Annotated in this window: 17 protein-coding genes; 10 read left to right on the plus strand and 7 right to left on the minus strand. The window is 67.3% G+C overall.

Annotation, left to right across the window (positions count from 1 at the left end; genetic code table 11):
- Positions 1–62: 62 nt before the first annotated feature.
- The 3 genes from flhC to AC3FNH_RS22690 are packed head-to-tail and all read right to left on the minus strand — an operon-like array spanning position 63 to position 1,835.
- On the minus strand, positions 63–710 hold the full coding sequence (flhC, locus tag AC3FNH_RS22680; protein WP_488721638.1) for a flagellar transcriptional regulator FlhC: 648 nt from the start codon (positions 708–710) through the stop codon (positions 63–65).
- Complete coding sequence (gene flhD, locus AC3FNH_RS22685; RefSeq protein ID WP_276101567.1) at positions 707–1,024, minus strand: flagellar transcriptional regulator FlhD; 318 nt, start codon at positions 1,022–1,024, stop codon at positions 707–709. Before flhD ends, flhC begins: the two co-directional genes overlap by 4 nt.
- Entirely contained in the window at positions 1,011–1,835 is an 825-nt protein-coding gene (locus AC3FNH_RS22690) for a cyclic nucleotide-binding domain-containing protein (RefSeq protein WP_488721639.1), read from the minus strand. Before AC3FNH_RS22690 ends, flhD begins: the two co-directional genes overlap by 14 nt.
- A 518-nt stretch (positions 1,836–2,353) precedes the next feature.
- Here AC3FNH_RS22690 and AC3FNH_RS22695 point away from each other — a divergent pair.
- Positions 2,354–3,571, plus strand: coding sequence for an EAL and HDOD domain-containing protein (locus tag AC3FNH_RS22695; RefSeq protein ID WP_488721640.1), 1,218 nt, complete (start codon positions 2,354–2,356; stop codon positions 3,569–3,571).
- Positions 3,572–3,711: 140 nt separating this feature from the next.
- Positions 3,712–4,686 (plus strand): Bug family tripartite tricarboxylate transporter substrate binding protein, encoded by a 975-nt coding sequence (locus AC3FNH_RS22700; protein WP_488721641.1) that lies wholly within the window; start codon positions 3,712–3,714, stop codon positions 4,684–4,686.
- Positions 4,687–4,691: 5 nt separating this feature from the next.
- Here AC3FNH_RS22700 and AC3FNH_RS22705 read toward each other — a convergent pair whose 3' ends face one another.
- The gene (locus AC3FNH_RS22705) at positions 4,692–5,528 is read right to left on the minus strand and encodes an IclR family transcriptional regulator (RefSeq protein ID WP_488721642.1); all 837 of its coding nucleotides are present in this window, start codon (positions 5,526–5,528) and stop codon (positions 4,692–4,694) included.
- Positions 5,525–6,322 (minus strand): IclR family transcriptional regulator, encoded by a 798-nt coding sequence (locus AC3FNH_RS22710; protein WP_488721643.1) that lies wholly within the window; start codon positions 6,320–6,322, stop codon positions 5,525–5,527. Before AC3FNH_RS22710 ends, AC3FNH_RS22705 begins: the two co-directional genes overlap by 4 nt.
- 288 nt (positions 6,323–6,610) lie before the next feature.
- On the opposite strand from AC3FNH_RS22710, the gene AC3FNH_RS22715 reads away from it, so the two are divergent.
- The 4 genes from AC3FNH_RS22715 (at position 6,611) to AC3FNH_RS22730 (ending at position 11,063) form a co-directional block, all read left to right on the plus strand.
- The gene (locus AC3FNH_RS22715; RefSeq protein ID WP_488721644.1) at positions 6,611–7,570 is read left to right on the plus strand and encodes an MBL fold metallo-hydrolase; all 960 of its coding nucleotides are present in this window, start codon (positions 6,611–6,613) and stop codon (positions 7,568–7,570) included.
- 55 nt (positions 7,571–7,625) lie between these two features.
- Positions 7,626–9,353, plus strand: coding sequence for an FAD-dependent oxidoreductase (locus AC3FNH_RS22720; RefSeq protein ID WP_488721645.1), 1,728 nt, complete (start codon positions 7,626–7,628; stop codon positions 9,351–9,353).
- Between the two features lie 48 nt (positions 9,354–9,401).
- Positions 9,402–9,638, plus strand: a complete 237-nt coding sequence (locus tag AC3FNH_RS22725) for a DUF2783 domain-containing protein (RefSeq protein WP_276101574.1) — start codon at positions 9,402–9,404, stop codon at positions 9,636–9,638.
- A 102-nt stretch (positions 9,639–9,740) separates the two neighbouring features.
- Entirely contained in the window at positions 9,741–11,063 is a 1,323-nt protein-coding gene (locus tag AC3FNH_RS22730; protein ID WP_276101575.1) for an MFS transporter, read from the plus strand.
- 61 nt (positions 11,064–11,124) lie between these two features.
- Here AC3FNH_RS22730 and AC3FNH_RS22735 read toward each other — a convergent pair whose 3' ends face one another.
- Positions 11,125–11,433, minus strand: a complete 309-nt coding sequence (locus AC3FNH_RS22735; RefSeq protein ID WP_276101576.1) for a hypothetical protein — start codon at positions 11,431–11,433, stop codon at positions 11,125–11,127.
- Positions 11,434–11,615: 182 nt separating this feature from the next.
- On the opposite strand from AC3FNH_RS22735, the gene AC3FNH_RS22740 reads away from it, so the two are divergent.
- Complete coding sequence (locus AC3FNH_RS22740; RefSeq protein ID WP_276101577.1) at positions 11,616–11,840, plus strand: DUF2188 domain-containing protein; 225 nt, start codon at positions 11,616–11,618, stop codon at positions 11,838–11,840.
- Positions 11,841–11,915: 75 nt separating this feature from the next.
- On the opposite strand, the gene AC3FNH_RS22745 is transcribed toward AC3FNH_RS22740, so the two are convergent.
- Entirely contained in the window at positions 11,916–12,467 is a 552-nt protein-coding gene (locus tag AC3FNH_RS22745; protein ID WP_488721646.1) for a BON domain-containing protein, read from the minus strand.
- A 275-nt stretch (positions 12,468–12,742) separates the two neighbouring features.
- Here AC3FNH_RS22745 and AC3FNH_RS22750 point away from each other — a divergent pair, with 275 nt between their 5' ends.
- From AC3FNH_RS22750 to AC3FNH_RS22760, 3 genes are all read left to right on the plus strand, one after another.
- Positions 12,743–13,366 (plus strand): DUF421 domain-containing protein, encoded by a 624-nt coding sequence (locus tag AC3FNH_RS22750; RefSeq protein ID WP_488721647.1) that lies wholly within the window; start codon positions 12,743–12,745, stop codon positions 13,364–13,366.
- 125 nt (positions 13,367–13,491) lie between these two features.
- A complete protein-coding gene (locus tag AC3FNH_RS22755; RefSeq protein WP_488721648.1) occupies positions 13,492–13,662 on the plus strand; it encodes a hypothetical protein in 171 nt (56 codons plus the stop codon).
- Positions 13,663–13,952: 290 nt separating this feature from the next.
- Positions 13,953–17,414, plus strand: a complete 3,462-nt coding sequence (locus AC3FNH_RS22760; protein WP_488721649.1) for an alpha-1,4-glucan--maltose-1-phosphate maltosyltransferase — start codon at positions 13,953–13,955, stop codon at positions 17,412–17,414.
- Positions 17,415–17,448 lie beyond the last annotated feature (34 nt).

The following is a 17,448-nucleotide window of genomic DNA, read 5'->3' on the forward strand; positions in this document are numbered from 1 at the left end:
CAGTGGCGCGGCCCGGGCAGCCGGGCGCGTATCCAGTTGCAACAATGCCCATGGCGACCGCGCTAGTACGGCCGCGCTCGTAGGGCAGGCACCCTCCCGAATGCCGGTCCGGCAACGGCCGGCAAGTCCCCCAGGATGGGCGGCGCCTGTTCGGCCACGCCGGCCGCAGGCGTGCGGCGTACGCCGCGGCGCACCCGTGACGGTGGTTCGCACAGGCTGCAGACAAACGAACGCAGCGGCTCGTGGGCATGCGTGACATAGCGGCCGCCGCAGCAATGGCACGTGGACAATTGCAGCAACCCGCCGTCCATGAAGCGCACCAGCGTCCAGAATCGCGTGAAGCTGATCAGGCATGCCTCGTTGCTGGCGCGCATGTGGTCCGCATACACGCGGTAGCTGTTCAGCACGGCGCGTATGCCTCGCAGCCCGGCCCGCTGCTGCATGAACTCATGGACGCTCAGCAGATAGGAAGCATGCGCGTTGGGCCGCCAGGTCACGAACCAGTCCGCGGAGAATGGCAGCATGCCTTTTGGCGGCGATCCCCCGGTCAGCTCGCGATACAAGCGGTACACGCGGCTGCGCGACAGCGCCACTTCGGCCTCCACGACCTGCGGGCGCGCCCCCAGCCCGATCAGCTCGATGGCGAGCTGCGTGTCGCAGGCATCCTGCAAGGCACTGCGGGCCGGGGCAGGTTGCGCGGTGGTCTTCATCTTCCCTCCTCCAGGGCTTGTGCGGCCAGCACGATGGCCGTATGCATATTGCACAGCTCGTGCCGGGGCCTGATGCCCGCCAGCGATTCGAGCAATGCATCGTTATCAAGGCGGAAGCGGCACAGCACCATGCTCGAGCGCGCCAGACCAAGCAGTTGCGCCGGGGTCAACAAAGCCAGCGCCTGCCCGACCTCCTTGCGGATGCCGAGCCTTAACAGGGCCTCTGGCTCGTTCTGGCGCATCAGGCGCTGCACCAGCAGCAGATAGCCCAGGTTGACGTCCTTGATCTCACCTACCAGGTCACTGTTGTCCATTGCCAGCCTCCCAAGCGAACGGATTCATCTTCACTTCTGCATGCCTGGCACCGGCGGCGGACTGCGGCAAGGTCGGGGCCGTCCACGCCTTCGCGGGCACCAATGCTCCTGCTCCCAGTGCCTGCGCGCGCTGCGCTGCGCGCCGGCTGCCTGGCCCAGGGGGTACCGCGGAGATCGCCGGACGGGCAGCGATGGCGCGCAGCCCCGCCTTGTCGACCAGCGCCACGCTGCGGTGCTTGACCCGGATCAGACCGCATTCCGCGAGCCGGGAAAACTGCCGGCTGACGGTTTCCAGCGTCAGGCCGATATAGCTGCCGATCTCCTCGCGGCTCATACGCAGGATGAATTCGCTGGACGAGAAGCCGCGCGCGGACAGTCCTTCGGAAATCCACAGCAGGAACGTGACCAGGCGCTCTTCAGCCGTCATCAGCGCCAGCAGGGTCTGCAACCCCCGCGTGCGCTGGGCCTGGCGGTCCAGCGCAAGGAATACGCGGCTGGCGAGTGCCGGCGTGGACGCGGCCAGTGCGCGCAAGGCATCCATGGGCATCATGCAAACCTTGGTGTCTTCCAGCGCGGTCGCGTACGAGGCGTACCGGCGGCGGCCGATGCTGTCCAGGCCCACCATCTCGCCCGGGAAGTGAAAGCCGACCACCTGTGTGCGGCCATCTTCCGTGGCGACATGCGTCTTGACCGTGCCTACGCGGATCGCGAACAGGGCGGTGACCGGATCACCGAGCAGATAGAGCGGCTCGCCCTTGCGCAGACGGACCACACGGTGTGCCAGCTCGCCTTGCTTGATGGTGTCGGGCACCCGTTCGCCTAACAGGCAAAAGCGCGCCATGGAGCATCCGGCGCAGCACGGAATCGATTCGAGCGATGGCGGGCAGCTTGTCATGATCATGTGCGCCTCGATAGAAGGGTCTCGGTGAAAGGTTCCCGTGATTCTTCTAAGGTGATTGCCAGTCAATTGGATTGACTAAAAGAATCAAATCACGAAAACATTAAATTCGATTCTATTGCCCCGTATCGTTGGAACAATCCGTAGTTTCTGATTATGTGTTGGGAGTTTTCCGACCGTAGTGCGGCGATGTCCTGCGCAACGCTCGGAAAGCGTCCCGGAGCCCCGGCACGCCCGCATTGTTGGCATCGATCAAGGAAGCTGGGGAAATCCCTTCCTATCATCGCGGCGTTTTCTTATTGATTGCTGCTGCGCCAGATGCGATTTTTTATTATTGCGACGTGATCAAAAAGTGCATTGGAATTCTTTCAGCGCATTCGCAGCATTAAATCGGCATCAGGAAATTGCCGGCCCAATCCTGGAATGCTCCCATGCAAGACCCTCTCCCAACCTTGTCCGCCATGCCGATGCCCGGTCCCCGCGATGCCGAGGTACTGCACATCGGGCGCCAGCCCATCGTGGATGCCGCCGGCAACGCGCAGGCCTATGAACTGCTGTACCGGGAAGGCAGCGGAAACTGGGCGCACGTCCTCGACGACACCGCGGCTACCGCCCACGTCATCGCGCGCACGCTGGGCGGCATTGGGCTGGAGCGGGCCCTGTGCAAGGAGGCCGGCTTCGTCAACCTGGGGCGGCAATTGCTGCTCGACGATCTGCTGTTGCTGGTCCCGCCTGGAGACTTTGTGCTTGAAGTGCTCGAAAGCGTGCCGATGGATACCTCCGTCCTGCACCGCCTGGCGTGGCTGCGGGAGGCCGGCTACCGCATCGCGCTGGACGACGTGGCGGCGCTGACCGCCGATGTCCTCAAGGCGCTGTCCGCGGTCGACTTCGTGAAGATCGACTTCAGGCTTGCCCACCGCGCGGATCTCCCGCGCGTGGCCGATGCCGTGCTGCGCGCGGACCGCCTTCTGATTGCCGAGAAGATCGAGACCGCCGACGATCTCGCGCTCGCGCAACGGCTCGGCTGCCACCTGTTCCAGGGCTTCCATTTCGCGCGGCCTGAACCGCTGACGGCGCCGCTGCCGCACCTGGACCGTGGTGCACTGGCGCGGCTGCACGCGCTGCTGACGCACAGCGCGCATGCCGATGCGGTACTCGCCGAACTGCATGCCAACCCGGGCCTGGTGGCCCAGTTGCTGCGGCTCGCCGTGGCAAGCGGCGTGCAGCCTGGCGGCGGCTTTGCGAGCGTGCGCGCGCTGCTTGTAGCGCTGGGCGCCGACAGCCTGCTGCGCTGGGTGCGGCTGCTGCAGATGTCCGACGGTTTGCGCCTGCCCGCCGAGCCCAGCCTGCGCAGCCAGGCGGCTTGCCGTCGCGCCGGCTTCATGGAGCAGGCCGCACGCCATGTCCGGCCGCAGGATACCGCCTTCGCCGAAGCGGCTTACCTGACCGGCGTGCTGTCGCTGGCCCCCCTGCCGCCGGACGGCACGCGGCGTGACATCCAGGACTCATTTCCCGTGACCCGGACGATCCGCGACGCGGTCCTCCATGGTCATGGCGAGCTGGGGGCGCTGCTTCATGCGGCCGAGGTTTTCGAGCGCGGCGGCAATTCGCTGGCCATGCTGGCGACGCCGGGCATGCCCGCCGCCTGACAGCCGGGCGCCGCGGCGGCGCTGACGCCACGCCTGCTGGCCCGCCGCAAAGCCGGCCTTTGCCAATTCGAAACCCGCACACCCACGCGCTGCGACACACTGCCGCTTTCCATCGTCAAAACATGACAGGGGAGACCGCGATGAAAGGCTGGTTCAGGCATGCGGCCGCAGGGCTGCTGATTTCGCTGGCGGCAGCCGGCAGCGCGCACGCGGCATATCCGGACAAGCCGGTAAGGCTGGTGGTGCCATTCCCGCCGGGCGGCGCCACTGACCTCCTCGCGCGCGAGGTCGGCAATGCGCTTTCGGTGCGGCTGGGGCAACCGGTCGTGATCGACAACCGCCCGGGCGCAGGCGGCAATATTGCCGCGATCGCCGTGGCGCGCGCTCCCGCCGATGGGTACACGCTGTTGTTTGGCACGTTCGGCTCGCTGGCGGTCAACAAGAGCCTCTACGACAAGCCCGGCTACGATCCGCTCAAGGATTTCGCGCCGGTGGCGTCCGTCGCCTACCTGCCCAACGTACTGGTCGTGCATCCGGCGGTGCCGGCGCGGACCGTGCCGGAATTGCTGGCGCTTGCACGCAAGTCACCCGGCAAGCTGACCTATGGCTCGTTCGGCAATGGCTCGTCTTCGCACCTGGCCGGTGAACTGTTCACGCATCTGGCGGGGGTCGACATCACGCATATCCCGTACAAGGGCAGCGCCGCGTCCATGACGGACCTGATCGGCGGGCGCCTGACCATGATGTTCGACAGCGTGTCGACGGCGTTGCCCTACATCCGCGACGGCCGCGTGCGCGCACTGGCGGTCACCACGCAGAAGCCGTCGGAACAGTTGCCTGGCGTGCCGACCCTGGCCACGGCCGGCGTACCGGGCTATGAACTGACTGCCTGGTTCGGTGTCGTGGCTCCGGCCGGCACGCCCAAGGCCGTGGTCGACCGGCTCAACGCCGAGATCGTGGCTTCGCTGAAGCAAGCGGAAATGGCCGGCAAGCTGGCGAGCCAGGGCACGGTGCCGTTCCCGGCAACGCCCGCGCAGTTTGGCAGCTATATCCGCGCGCAGTATGAGAAGTGGGATGCGCTGATCAAGTCAGCCAATATCCGCGTCGAGCAATAAGCCGCTCAAGCGGATACCTGCATGGCGCCGAATCGCCACGAAAGCCGGTGCGCCGCCTGGCGTACCAGTTCGGCGGTGGCCCCCTGCGTGCCGCTGTCGAAACTACCGGTCGATCCCATCACCGCCACCACCAGCGCCAGGCTGCCCGTGTGATCGAACACGGGGGCTGCGAGCGTATCGATGCCGGGCACCGGCCGGCTCAGCGCGTTGTCGACCTGCTCGCGGCGCACACGCGCCAGCCGGCTGGCATAGTCCGGCGCAAGCTTCCCGTCGTCGCCGAGCACTTCGGTGCGTGCAGCGCCAGCCATGCGCAAGTCGTCGCGCGCGAGCAGGCCGGCCAGCACGTTTTCCGGCAGGTACGCCGCCATGGTGCGGCCGATCGCGGTATTGACGAGCGAAAGCACCGTGCCGACCCGCAGGCTCACATGCTGCGGGCGCGCCGATTCCTCCAGCCGCACCACGGTCGGCCCCAGCGGCCCGAGCACCGCCATGGCCACGCTCAGGCCCGTAGCGCCCGCGAGCTCGATGATCTCCGGCTCGGCCTCGCGCGTGGGCGACAAACGCTGCAGGGCAATCAGCCCCAGTTCCAGGCTCAGCGGACCGCACAGGAAATTGCCCGCGGCATCGCGCGCGAGCAGGCCGGTCTTCTGCAGGCTTACCAGGTGGGGAAACGCCTTGGCCGGCGCCATGCCGGCCGCCTGCGCCAGGTCGCGCAGCGGCAGCGGCCGGCCTGCCGCTACCAGCGCCCCCAGCAGCTGTCCAGTACTGTCCAGCGACTGGATGCCGCGCTGGGGCTTGCCGCCGTCGGCGCTCCGGTCGTCGTTCGGGGCCGCTTGTGTCATCTTGCCGGTGCAAGGTTCGCGCCGATGGCGCGTGCGGTGGCTTGCAGGGCCAGGGCCACCGGTCCCTGCCAGTCCACGTCGATGGTGCCGGTGGAGCCCACCACGGTCAGCACCAGGCGCAACGCGCCGTCCGCATCGAGCACGGGCACGCTCAGGCTGCTGATGGCCGGGCTCGGCGCGTCGATGCTGCGCTCCATGCCGCGCGCGCGAATGGCTTCGAGCGCGGCGTCGAACGCTGCGCGGTCCGCAGCGCCGGCATGCGGCTGCTGCTGCCGCCAGATCGCTTCCCAGCCGGCGCGCGGCTGGAACGCGCAATAGACGCGCCCCGTTGCCGTCGCCGCCAGCGCCATCACGGTGCCCACGTGCAGGTTCACATGCAGTGGCGCCGCGGCCGGCACATAGCGCACGATGGCCGGCCCCTGCGGGCCGGCAATGCTGATAGCCACGCTGAAGCCCGTGGTCTCGGCCAGTTCGTCGACGCGCGGCACCGCGGCCCGGTAGGCCGGGTCTGAGTCCAGGTGCATCATGCCAAGCTGCAGCGACAGCGGGCCTGGTTCGTAGCGCCCGGACAGGTGGTCGCGCTTGATCAGCCCGAGCCTTGTCAGGCTGACCAGGTAAGCATGGGCCTGCGCGGCTGCCAGTTGTGCCGCGTCCGCCAGTTCGGCCAGCGTCATTGGCGCACGCGCGGCCGCGAGCGCGCCAAGGAAGCGGCCGGCGACTTCCACGCTCTGGATGCCGCGCTGCACCTTCTCCTCGCTCTCCGCCTGCGCCGTCTTGCGCCCCGCTGTCGCCATCGTCCTCTCCGGAAAGCCCAGATATTAATCGAACGTCACCGGGACCCGCCTGGCCGATCGGTGTTTACCCTTTGATTTTTGTCTTCGATCTAAGAATTAACCATAGACTAATGCATTAGCCATTGATTAATTTCCATTGGTTTCCTAAGATGACAGTACCCGTCGCGCAGCGCGCCCTACGTGCTGCGACCAGATCAAATTCAACGAACGGGGCGAGACAGCCGCGCAATGCCGCGCCAGCCATACACGTGCCGCTGTCCCGCCCGCCCCCAAGAAGAGGACAGACACATGAGCAAGGCATTCGCATCCCAGGCCGACCTGGAAGCCAAGCAGATCACCTTCACCCAGTTGTCCGAGAACGCCTATGCCTACACGGCCGAAGGCGACCCCAACTCCGGCGTGATCATTGGCGACGATGGCGTGATGATCATCGACACGACCGCCACGCCGGCCATGGCGCAGGACCTGATCGCCAGGATCCGCTCGATCACCGACAAGCCGATCAAGTACGTGGTGCTGTCGCACTACCACGCGGTGCGCGTGCTGGGCGCTTCGGCGTACTTTGCCGAAGGCGCGCAGCAGATCATCGCCAGCCGCGGCACCTACGAAATGATCGTCGAGCGCGGCGAGGCCGACATGAAGTCGGAAATCGAACGCTTCCCGCGCCTGTTCGCCGGCGTCGAGACCGTGCCGGGCCTGACCTGGCCGACGCTGGTGTTCGAGAAGGAAATCACGCTGTTCCTGGGCAAACTGGAAGTCCGCATTGCCCACCTGGGTTCGGGCCATACCAAGGGCGACACCGTGGTCTGGCTGCCGTCGCAGAAGGTGCTGTTCTCGGGCGACCTGGTCGAATATGACGCGGCCTGCTACTGCGGCGACGCGCAGCTTGCCGAGTGGCCCGCGACGCTCGATGCGCTGGCCGCGCTGCAGCCTGAAAAGCTCGTTCCCGGCCGCGGTCCGGCGCTGACTACGCCTGAAGAGGTCGGCAAGGGCATCGCCTACACCAAGGATTTCGTCACCACGCTGTTCCAGGCCGGCAAGGAAGCCGTGGCCGACAAGCTCGACCTGAAAGCCGCGATGGCCCACACGCGCCGCGCGATGGACCCCAAATTCGGCCAGGTCTTCATCTACGAACACTGCCTGCCGTTCGATGTCTCGCGCGCCTACGACGAAGCGAGCGGCATCGCCCATCCGCGCATCTGGACTGCCCAGCGCGACAAGGACATGTGGGCCGCGCTGCAGAACTGACGCGCGCACGTAAGACGCAACAAAAGACTGAACGAGAGTGGACGGAGACAAAGGCATGACCATCGATTACCAGCGCCTGTCATTCGAGTACCAGCCCTGCGCGGAACAGCGCGGCGGGCAAGCGGGCGGCACGGTCCATCCCGTTGTCGTGGTGGGTGCCGGGCCGATCGGCCTGGCCACCGCAATCGACCTGGCCCAGCGCGGCGTGCGCGTGGTGCTGGTCGACGACGATTGCACGCTGTCCACAGGATCGCGCGCCATCTGCTTCGCGAAGCGGACACTGGACATCTTTGATCGCCTGGGCTGCGGGCAGCGCATGGTCGATACCGGCGTGAGCTGGAACGTGGGCCGCGTATTCCTGCGCGACCAGCAGGTCTACAGCTTTGACCTGCTGCCCGAGGCCGGCCACCACCGCCCGGCCTTCATCAACCTGCAGCAGTATTACGTGGAAGGCTACCTGCTCGAGCGTGCGCAGGAGTTGCCCAATATCGAGATCCGCTGGCGCAACAAGGTGGTGGGGCTCGAACAGCGCCAGGCCGGCACGGCCGACGAGAACATCGCCCTGACCATCGAGACGCCGGACGGCCATTACACGCTGGCCGCCCGCTACGTGGTGGCGGCCGACGGCTCGCACAGCCCGGTGCGCAAGCTCCTGGGCCTGGACAGCAAGGGCCGGACCTTCAAGGACCGCTTCCTGATCGCCGACGTGAAGATGGAAGCGGCGTTCCCCGCCGAACGCTGGTTCTGGTTCGACCCGCCCTTCCACCCGAACCAGTCGGTACTGCTGCATCGCCAGCCCGACAATGTCTGGCGCATCGATTTCCAGCTCGGCTGGGATGCCGATCCTGTCCTGGAGAAGGCGCCCGAACACGTGATCCCGCGCGTGCAGGCGCTGCTGGGCCCGGATGCGAAGTTCACGCTGGAGTGGGTCAGCGTCTATACCTTCTCGTGCGAACGCATGGACAGTTTCCGGCACGGCAACGTGCTGTTCGCCGGCGACGCCGCGCACCGTGTTTCGCCGTTTGGCGCACGTGGCGCCAACAGTGGCGTGCAGGATGCCGAGAACCTGGCCTGGAAGCTCGCCTACGTGCTGCAGGGCCGAGCGGCCGACAGTCTGCTCGATACCTATGCCAGCGAACGCGAGTACGCCGCAGACGAGAACATCCTTAACTCCACCCGCGCGACTGACTTCATCACGCCCAAGAGCGCGGTCAGCCGCCTGTTCCGCGATGCCGTGCTGAACCTGTCCCGCCGGCACGCCTTTGCGCGGGCCCTGGTCAACAGCGGGCGCCTGTCGGTGCCAGCGGTGCTGCACGGCTCGCCCCTCAATACGCCCGACGCCGACGGCCTCGGTGGCACCATGGTGCCGGGTGCGCCTTGCGTCGACGCCCCGGTCTCGGACGCGCATGGCGCGGGCTGGCTGCTCCAGCATCTCGGCGGCGAATTCACGGGGCTGGTGTTCGGCACGCCCGACAGCCTCGACAGCGAGAGCCAGCTTGCGCTCGCACAACTGCAGCAGGCGCGCCTGCCGATTCGCCTCGTGTTCATCGCCACGCCGGCACAGCCCGCGTCCGGCCCCGCTGTCTTGCGCGACGACCAGGGACTTGCGGCGCAACGCTACAGCGCGGCACCGGGCACCTTCTACCTGATCCGGCCGGACCAGCATGTCTGCGCACGCTGGCGCCGCATCGATGCGCAAGGCATCGGCGCAGCGCTGGCGCGCGCGACCGGCGCGCACCTGCCCGCCGGCAACGCGCGGCACGCGGCCGCCATGGCGGCATAAGGCCTGGCAAACGACAGGCCGCCCCCTACAGAATCCGGAGACAACGCCATGCCCAGCCAAGCCCAGGCTCACACCCTCAATACCCAACCCAACCTGGCCCGCCCTGACGACTTCTACGAAGCGCTGATCGACATGCACCGCGACCTGGACGATGCGCAGAGCCAGGCCGTCAACGCCCGGCTCATCCTGCTGCTCGCCAACCACATCGGCGACCACGAAGTACTGCTCGCCGCCTTGCACGCCGCACGCGAAGGTATCGCTGCCGACACCGCCGCCGCGAACTGACCCTGCGGGCACGCGCACGCGTGCCCCACCCCATCCCGCCCGACCCGTAGCGAAGACCTGTCAAAGGCCGGCGCGGGCGGCGCTCACACCGGAGACAAAGCAATGAGCAATCTGGCCTCAGGGGCGATTGCGGCCCCCGCCTACGCCGCGCACGAAGAAAACGCGCTGTATCGCAAGATCTGGCTGCGCCTGATCCCGTTCCTGTTCGTGTGCTACGTGGTCTCGTTCCTGGACCGCATCAACATCGGTTTCGCGCAGTTGCAGATGAAGCAGGACCTGGGATTCAGCGACGCCATGTACGGACTGGGCGCCGCCGTGTTCTATGTCGGCTACGTGCTGTGCGAGGTGCCCAGCAACATGCTGCTGGCACGCTTCGGCGCGCGCCGCACGTTCACGCGCATCATGCTGCTGTGGGGCGCCGCCTCGGTCGGCATGATGGCGGTGTCGTCGCCGGAGCAGTTCTATATGCTGCGCTTCCTGCTTGGCGTGTTCGAGGCAGGATTCTTTCCCGGCATCGTGCTCTACCTGACCTACTGGTTCCCGGCGAAACGCCGTGCCGCGGTGATGGCCATCTTCTTTGCCGGCGTCGCCGTTGCCGGCGTGCTGGGCGGGCTGGTGTCGGGCTGGATCATGCGCGACATGGCCGGCGTGCTCGGCATGCAGGGCTGGAAATGGATGTTCGCGATCGAAGGGGCGCCGGCCATCTTGCTGGGCGTGATCGCGGCGTTCTTCCTGGTCGATGAACCGCGCCAGGCAAGCTGGCTCACCGACGGCGAGAAGGCATTCCTCACGCGAGCGCGCATGGAAGAACACGGCGTCAAGCCGCACTCCCTGCAAGCGCTGCTGCAGGTGCTGCGCAACCCGCGCGTCTACCTGTTCGCCTTCATCTACTTCTCGCTGACCTGTGGCTCGCTCGCGCTGAGCTTCTGGATGCCGCTGATGATCCGCGACTTCGGCATCACCGATGTCGTCTCGATCAGTCTCTACTCGGTCGTGCCCAATGCGGTCGGCGCAGTCGGCCTGATCCTGATCGCGCGGCATTCCGATCGCAGCGGCGAGCGCCACCGGCATTTCCTGCTGTGCACCGCCGGCGGTGCCCTGGCGCTGGCCGCGCTCACCTTGCACCTGCATAGCCTGGCCGCGATGCTCGCCATCCTGTCCGCCGCCGCGGTACTGATCTTTGCCGCGCTGCCGGTATTCTGGTCGCTGCCGCCGAGCCATCTGCCCGCCAGCGGCGCAGCCGCCGGCATTGCGTTCATCAGCAGCGTGGGCATCACCAGCGGCATTGTCAGCCCGTGGGTGATCGGGCAGATCAAGGTGCAGACGGGAAGTCTCGACAATGCACTGTACCTGCTGGCCGCCTTGCTGCTGGCCAGCGGCCTGTCGATGTGGCTGGGCGTGCCACGCCAGCCAGATCAGTCCTGACGGCCCTCTCGCGGCGCCAGGGGGCGCGCCCGCCGGGAAGCCGCCGGGCGCGTCTGCAATTTCAGTGGGGGTGACCGCACGGAATCACCGCGGCGATTTCCTCGCGAATGACTTCCACCACATCGTCGATCTCAAGGCCTTCGGCGGTGACCAGTACTTCCTGGCCACGGCTGATGGCATAGACCACGCCGCGCCACCGTCCGGGCGCTACGACTTCACAGAGGCGGACATCGAAAGCGGTGTCCTGGTCCTGACTGTAGACCGTCACCAGGTCCCCGAGCTGGGGCATCCAGTCGACATCGCCATCGAAAGCGCGGGCCTCCACGATCACCGGAGACTGTGTCAGTCCCCGCGCAAACCTTGCACGCATGGCTTCCTCCTTTGCAGGCGATCCTTGTCCAGCTTAGAAGAGCAAGCCTAAATGACCAGAAATTTTCGCCGGAAAGTCGCCTTTGCGGCGCCTGCCGTGTCAGAGGGTGACCGATAGACACCGACGAGAATCGCGCGAAAATGGATTGGCCGAGTCAAGCATCGGCACCTCAGGAGACACAGATGGGCAGTGACCTACACGTCGTACCGTATGACCATGGCTGGGATGTCATTTACGAAGGCGCGCGCTACGCGGAATCCCACCACGCCACGCAGGCTGCGGCGATCCATGCCGCCATTGGCCTGGCACGACGCAAGAAGGTGGAACTGGTGGTCTACGCGCGCGACGGAAGCATCCGCACGCGCAGCAGCTACGCTGGACCGGACCTCAGTGCCATTGCCGGCTAGGCAACGGGCCAATTGAAACGGATGGCGTCTTGCGCCGCGCGCGCAAGGCCGCCGCCCCGCCGATAAAACGTCCGGTCAGCGTGACGAACCTTGTCGTCCTGGCCCGCCACGACTCACGCGCAGCCGGTTCAGCAGATCGCGCACGCCAAAGACGTCATCGACGATATCCTCCACGCGATATTTCTGCAGCCGGTCCGGCACGCTGCCTTCCAGCGTGACCACACCGCCGTCCACGCTGACCTCCACGTCCCGCACATCGAGGCGGCCGCTGCGGGTGAGGCGGTCGCAGATGTCCTCAAGTATCCGCGCGTCGCTGCGTTGATAGCCGCGCGGCCCCACCGGCCGATACCGCGGCGCAACGCCTTGTCCGCTGCGCGACACGCGCTCGTTGAAGCCCGTGAATTGCTGGTAGGCGTCCGGGACGTCGTAGTCGTGCGGCAATTGTCCAGGTTCGCGCAGCCAGCGTCCGCCTTCGTCGTCCGGGCTTGCTGACTCCTCGGGATCGACAGGCTGGTCGTAATCGAATACGCCATAGGCGCCCACGTAGTGGCTGCGCATGTCGGCATCCGCCAGCGGCGGTTCGCGCCACGGCGCATCCGGTGCTGCAGCTCGGCGGTTTCTGTCCATGTCTGTCTCCGGAGGGCACGACGAGGTCACGGCCCACAACCCCACGCAAGATGAGCGCCACATTGCTTGCTCGGCCACGCCCTGCAGCCTGGGCGCGATGGCCGCAGGACGGCGGCAGGACGATGCCGGCAGGAATTACATGATCCGCCGCGCCCGTGCATGTACATTCTTCTGCCCCCGGGACTTTCGCTGGCTGCGGACAACCCGGCCTGCACCTGCGGGGTTGGCATGAAACCTGCCGCCGTGTCCGGCATCGGCAACATCCGCGATGCGCCATGGACTCACTGAGCGGCCTCCTGCATGACCTGATCGGCGACGGCGACCAGCTGACGTGGTGGCAGGGCGCGATGCGCGCCGCGATCGTGTTCCTGGCGACCTGGCTGCTGCTGCGCGTGGCGGGACGCCGCTCGTTTGCGCAGAAGACCGCGTTCGACCTCTGCGTGGTGCTGCTGCTTGGCGCGGTGCTGTCTCGCGCCATTGTCGGGGCCACGTCCTTCCCGGCGGCCTTGGCGGCAGCCTTCGTACTGGTGCTCATGCACCGCGGCGTTGCCTGGTTGTCGTCCCGCTTTGCGCTGTTCGACCGCTTCACGAGCGGCCGGGCGATCGACCTGCTGAAGGACGGAGGGATCGACGATACGCGCGTCGCCAAAGCCATGCTCAGCCAGGAGGACCTGAAAGCCAGCCTGCGCGCGTCGCTGCAGGCCGAAACGCTCGATGGGATCAGCCGCGTGGTGCTGGAGCGCACGGGCGCGCTGACATTCGTGCGCGCAACGCACCGGCGGCCGCAAGCTACCGGCTCCGCAATCAAAACCAAGCCGAACGACCGGGGCACGTTCGCCGCCGCCGACAGTACCGGCAAGCTCAACGGCACGGCGGTCAGCCGCTTGCCGCGCCGCTGATCATGCCCGGCAACCTACCATCGCCAACCTGCATTCTTGCAGCCCCTCACGCTTGCCGGATTGCCCGGCAGCGGGCACATGCGGCGCGCTACCGCGCGAGGCCATACGGTGGCATGAGCCCCGGCATGGCAACGGACCAGCACATGCAAAAGCCCAGGAAATCCAGCAAACACTCGCAAGAGGGCACGACCGCCCGCTACAAGAAGCCACGTGAACAAGGCGCGCCGCCGGCACCGACCGCCGAAGCGCCAAGCGGACCGAAGGGCGATTCGCCTGATCCGCTGCCGAAGCAGTAATTGCCTGGCGTCGCTGCGACAGAGGGCGACGCCCTCCTCATCGACTTCCCGTACTACTCACCGCACTACCTGCCCGTGCCGCGTTATGCCAGGCCTTATCCGCCTTGCGCATGCCGCGCATGTTCATGGCGACCGGTGCCGCGACGCGAACCGGTCAAGTTTTGCAATAGGCATCGGGTGTGCTGCAGTTTTTACACGGGCGGACAGCTGCCGCGGATGGCACAGCACCGACCTCACGCGCCCTATCCGGCGCTTGCGCAAGTGGCCGGCACGCCTGGCACGCGCTTCGCATGACGCTGTTCAATTTCGTCCCGCTGGGGTACGGGGGATGCCGCCCTGTTGCGCAGCCGCAGGCCGGCCTGCCCGCCGGGGTACAACCGGCCAAGGGAACACACTACGTGCGGATCTGCCTACTCAACATTGACCGAACCTCCGATCTGGCCGACGGACAACACGACACGCTGCGACGCATTGCCGCGCTCGGCTTCGACCATGTCCTGCTGTCCGGCTGGCCGGTCATCGTACCGGACCGCGGCGACCCGCTATCGTCATTGGCGGCCGTCAGCGCGGACTGCGCGCGGCATGGCCTTGCGCCTCTGCTGGACCTCTCGCTCGATCGCTATCCGGAGAACGGCGCCACCATCGACCCGGCATGGATCGACCACGACGCGACACGCTTTTCGCCACACGATACGGACAACCACCTGCCCGGCCTGCGGCTGCGCTGGCATACACCTGCCGTCGCCGCCGGCCTGGTGGACTGGTGGGCCACGCAGCTGCGCGCGGCGCTGGCCGCCGGCGTGTCCGGCTTCTGCCTGCGGGCGCCGGCACGGGTGCCGGGCCGTCACTGGGCCACGCTGACTGCGACGCTGCGCGCCGATGCTGCCGGCCCGCTGAAGACCCGGCCCCTGTTCCTGGCCTGGACGCCGGGCCTGACGCCGGCCCAGCTTGACGACCTGATCCCCGGGCAATTCGACGGCGCCTTTTGCTCGCTGCCGTGGTGGGACTTCCGCAGCGCATGGCTGACCGAGGAGATCGCACGGCTGCGGCCGTTCGGGCGCGTGCTGGCGGCGCCATCGCAATCGCCCGCAAGCCAGGATGCCTTGTCGGCGCGGCGTGCGCTATGGACGGCCGCCGCAATCGGCGACGGCGTGCTGGTGCCCGCGGGCTTCGAGACCGGTGGCACGCAAGCCCGCGATCCATTGGCCGACGATGGCGGCGCCCGCGACGGCGCGCCATACGACATCACCCATGAAGTGCTGCAGGCCAACGCGTGGCTAGCCACGCGCCCGCTCGCGCCAGCGGTATCGGTCAGGCTGCTGAGCGGTCCCGATGCCGCGCTGACCGTGCTGGCCCGCCTGCAGGCGCCCGTCGTCGGTGGTGGCGGCAGCGATGCCCCGCCGGAATCCGCGCTGACCATCGTGGTCAATCCGGACACACAGGAACCTGGCACGCTCGGGCTCGACCGCGTGCTCGCGGCGCTGCCGCGCCCAGCGGCCCGGCTGGAGCTGTCCGATGGCGGCCCGGGGGGCAACCTGGACTTCGGCGCCGCGCTCGATGCGTTGGCCGACATCACGCTGGCGCCGGCCGATATCCGCGTCTATCGCGCCGTCCCGGCGCCCGCCGGCCCTGCCGCGCGCTTGCCGCAGGCCGGCGACGCGGTCAGCGCAAGCGGCCTTGGCAGTGTAGTGGCCGCGCTCGAGGCGCCGCGTATAGCGATCGAAGCGGTGGAGCCCGCCTGCGATGGCGGGCGCTTCCCGGTGCGCCGCGTGGTCGGCGAGCGCGTCGAAGTCAGTGCCGATATCTGGATGGATGGCCACGACAAGCTCGCGGCGGCTGTCCTGTGGCGCGCGCCGGGTCAGGAAACGTGGCAGGAAGCGCCGATGCGCCACCTGGTCAATGACCGCTGGTATGGCAGTTTTCCGCTGGTCGCCCTGGGTCGTCACACGTTCACCGTGGAGGCCTGGCGCGATGCGTTCGCGAGCTGGCTGGACGAGGTCGGCAAGAAGCGCGCGGCAGGCGTCGATATCACGCTGGAGATCGAGGAAGGCGCCCGCCTCGTGGCCGATGCGCTGATGCCCGCGCAAGGCGACGGGCCGCCGCCGGACAGCGAGCTGGCAGCGCTGGTTGACGAACTGACGGCCAGCGCCGGCGATGACGCCGCACGGCTCGAGATCCTGCTGTCACCGCGTACCGCGGCAGGCATGCAGGCGGCCATGCAGACGCCCGCAGGGCGCCCGTTCGCGAGCCGGCATCCGCTGCCGATGCCCGTGGAAGCGGAACGGCTGGCCAGCCGCTTTGCCAGCTGGTACGAAATGTTTCCGCGCTCGGCGAGCGAGGACGAGAACCGCCATGGCACCTTCGATGACGTGATCGCGCGCCTGCCGGCCATTCGCGCCATGGGCTTCGACGTGCTGTACTTCACGCCCATCCACCCGATCGGCAAGACTCACCGCAAGGGCCGCAACAACAGCCTGCGCGCGCAGCCGGACGATCCAGGCAGCCCGTACGCCATCGGTGCCGAGGACGGCGGCCACGACGCCCTGCACGCCCAGCTCGGCACCTTCGAGGACTTCGAGCGGCTACGCGTTGCGGCGGCGGCGGCCGGGCTGGAGCTGGCGCTGGACTTCGCGATCCAGTGTTCGCTGGACCACCCCTGGCTCAGGCAGCACCCGGAATGGTTCGCGCATCGCCCGGACGGCTCGCTGCGCTACGCCGAGAACCCGCCGAAGAAATACGAGGACATCGTCAACGTCGACTTCTATGCGGCCGCGCCGGCTGCCGCGGCCTTGTGGCAGGCGCTGCGCGACGTGGTGATGTTCTGGGTCCAGCGCGGCGTGCGCATCTTCCGCGTGGACAATCCGCACACCAAGCCGCTGCCGTTCTGGGAATGGATGATTGCCGACGTGCGCGCGCGGTACCCTGACACCATCTTCCTGGCCGAAGCGTTCACACGCCCGAAGATGATGGCGCGCCTGGCCAAGCTCGGCTTCAGCCAGTCCTACACCTATTTCACGTGGCGCAACACGCGCGCCGAGCTGGCCGAGTACATGACCGAGCTCACGCAGACCCCGCTGCGCGAATTCTTCCGCCCGCATTTCTTCGTCAATACCCCCGACATCAACCCGTACTTCCTGCATCGCGGCGGGCGCCCGGCCTTCCTGATCCGCGCGGCGCTAGCCACGCTGCTGTCGGGGCTGTGGGGCATGTACAGCGGCTTCGAGCTGTGCGAGTCGGCCCCCCTCGTGCTCGACGGCAAGGTGCGCGAGGAATACCTGGATTCCGAGAAGTACCAGCTTCGTGCGCGCAACCGGCACGCGCCCGGCAATATCGTGGCCGAGATCACGCGGCTGAACCAGATCCGGCTCGGCCATCCGGCGCTGCAGAGCCATCTGGGGCTGCGCATATACCCCGCCGGCAATGATGCGGTGCTGTACTTCGCGCGCTTCGTGCCCGGCATCGGCTCGACCTTCGGCGACGACGTGCTGCTGGCCGCCATCAGCATGGACCCGTTTGCCGCGCAGGAAGCCAGCGTCGAAATCCCGTTATGGGAATGGGGCCTGGCCGACCACGGCAGCGTGGCGGTGCAGGACCTCATGGACGAGCACCGTTTCGCGTGGCACGGCAAGTGCCAGCGCATCCGGCTCGATCCGGTGCGGCTGCCGTTCGCGCTGTGGCACGTGACACCGATCGGCCGGCCGGCGCGGCGCGAAGCCGTGCCGGCCGTGGCACCGGATCCGCACGGCGCATGAAAGCGCGGCATGGCACCGTCGACACATCGCACGG

The organism is Cupriavidus sp. 22TCCZM01-5, assembly GCF_057798915.1.

Excerpts from the sequence above, each read along its gene's own strand:
- flhC (WP_488721638.1), bottom strand. The coding sequence starts at position 710 with ATGAAGACCACCGCGCAACCTGCCCCGGCCCGCAGTGCCTTGCAGGAT.
- flhD (WP_276101567.1), bottom strand. The coding sequence starts at position 1,024 with ATGGACAACAGTGACCTGGTAGGTGAGATCAAGGACGTCAACCTGGGC.
- AC3FNH_RS22695 (WP_488721640.1), top strand. The coding sequence starts at position 2,354 with ATGCAAGACCCTCTCCCAACCTTGTCCGCCATGCCGATGCCCGGTCCC.
- AC3FNH_RS22700 (WP_488721641.1), top strand. The coding sequence starts at position 3,712 with ATGAAAGGCTGGTTCAGGCATGCGGCCGCAGGGCTGCTGATTTCGCTG.
- AC3FNH_RS22705 (WP_488721642.1), bottom strand. The coding sequence starts at position 5,528 with ATGACACAAGCGGCCCCGAACGACGACCGGAGCGCCGACGGCGGCAAG.
- AC3FNH_RS22710 (WP_488721643.1), bottom strand. The coding sequence starts at position 6,322 with ATGGCGACAGCGGGGCGCAAGACGGCGCAGGCGGAGAGCGAGGAGAAG.
- AC3FNH_RS22715 (WP_488721644.1), top strand. The coding sequence starts at position 6,611 with ATGAGCAAGGCATTCGCATCCCAGGCCGACCTGGAAGCCAAGCAGATC.
- AC3FNH_RS22720 (WP_488721645.1), top strand. The coding sequence starts at position 7,626 with ATGACCATCGATTACCAGCGCCTGTCATTCGAGTACCAGCCCTGCGCG.
- AC3FNH_RS22725 (WP_276101574.1), top strand. The coding sequence starts at position 9,402 with ATGCCCAGCCAAGCCCAGGCTCACACCCTCAATACCCAACCCAACCTG.
- AC3FNH_RS22730 (WP_276101575.1), top strand. The coding sequence starts at position 9,741 with ATGAGCAATCTGGCCTCAGGGGCGATTGCGGCCCCCGCCTACGCCGCG.
- AC3FNH_RS22735 (WP_276101576.1), bottom strand. The coding sequence starts at position 11,433 with ATGCGTGCAAGGTTTGCGCGGGGACTGACACAGTCTCCGGTGATCGTG.
- AC3FNH_RS22740 (WP_276101577.1), top strand. The coding sequence starts at position 11,616 with ATGGGCAGTGACCTACACGTCGTACCGTATGACCATGGCTGGGATGTC.
- AC3FNH_RS22745 (WP_488721646.1), bottom strand. The coding sequence starts at position 12,467 with ATGGACAGAAACCGCCGAGCTGCAGCACCGGATGCGCCGTGGCGCGAA.
- AC3FNH_RS22750 (WP_488721647.1), top strand. The coding sequence starts at position 12,743 with ATGGACTCACTGAGCGGCCTCCTGCATGACCTGATCGGCGACGGCGAC.
- AC3FNH_RS22755 (WP_488721648.1), top strand. The coding sequence starts at position 13,492 with ATGGCAACGGACCAGCACATGCAAAAGCCCAGGAAATCCAGCAAACAC.
- AC3FNH_RS22760 (WP_488721649.1), top strand. The coding sequence starts at position 13,953 with ATGACGCTGTTCAATTTCGTCCCGCTGGGGTACGGGGGATGCCGCCCT.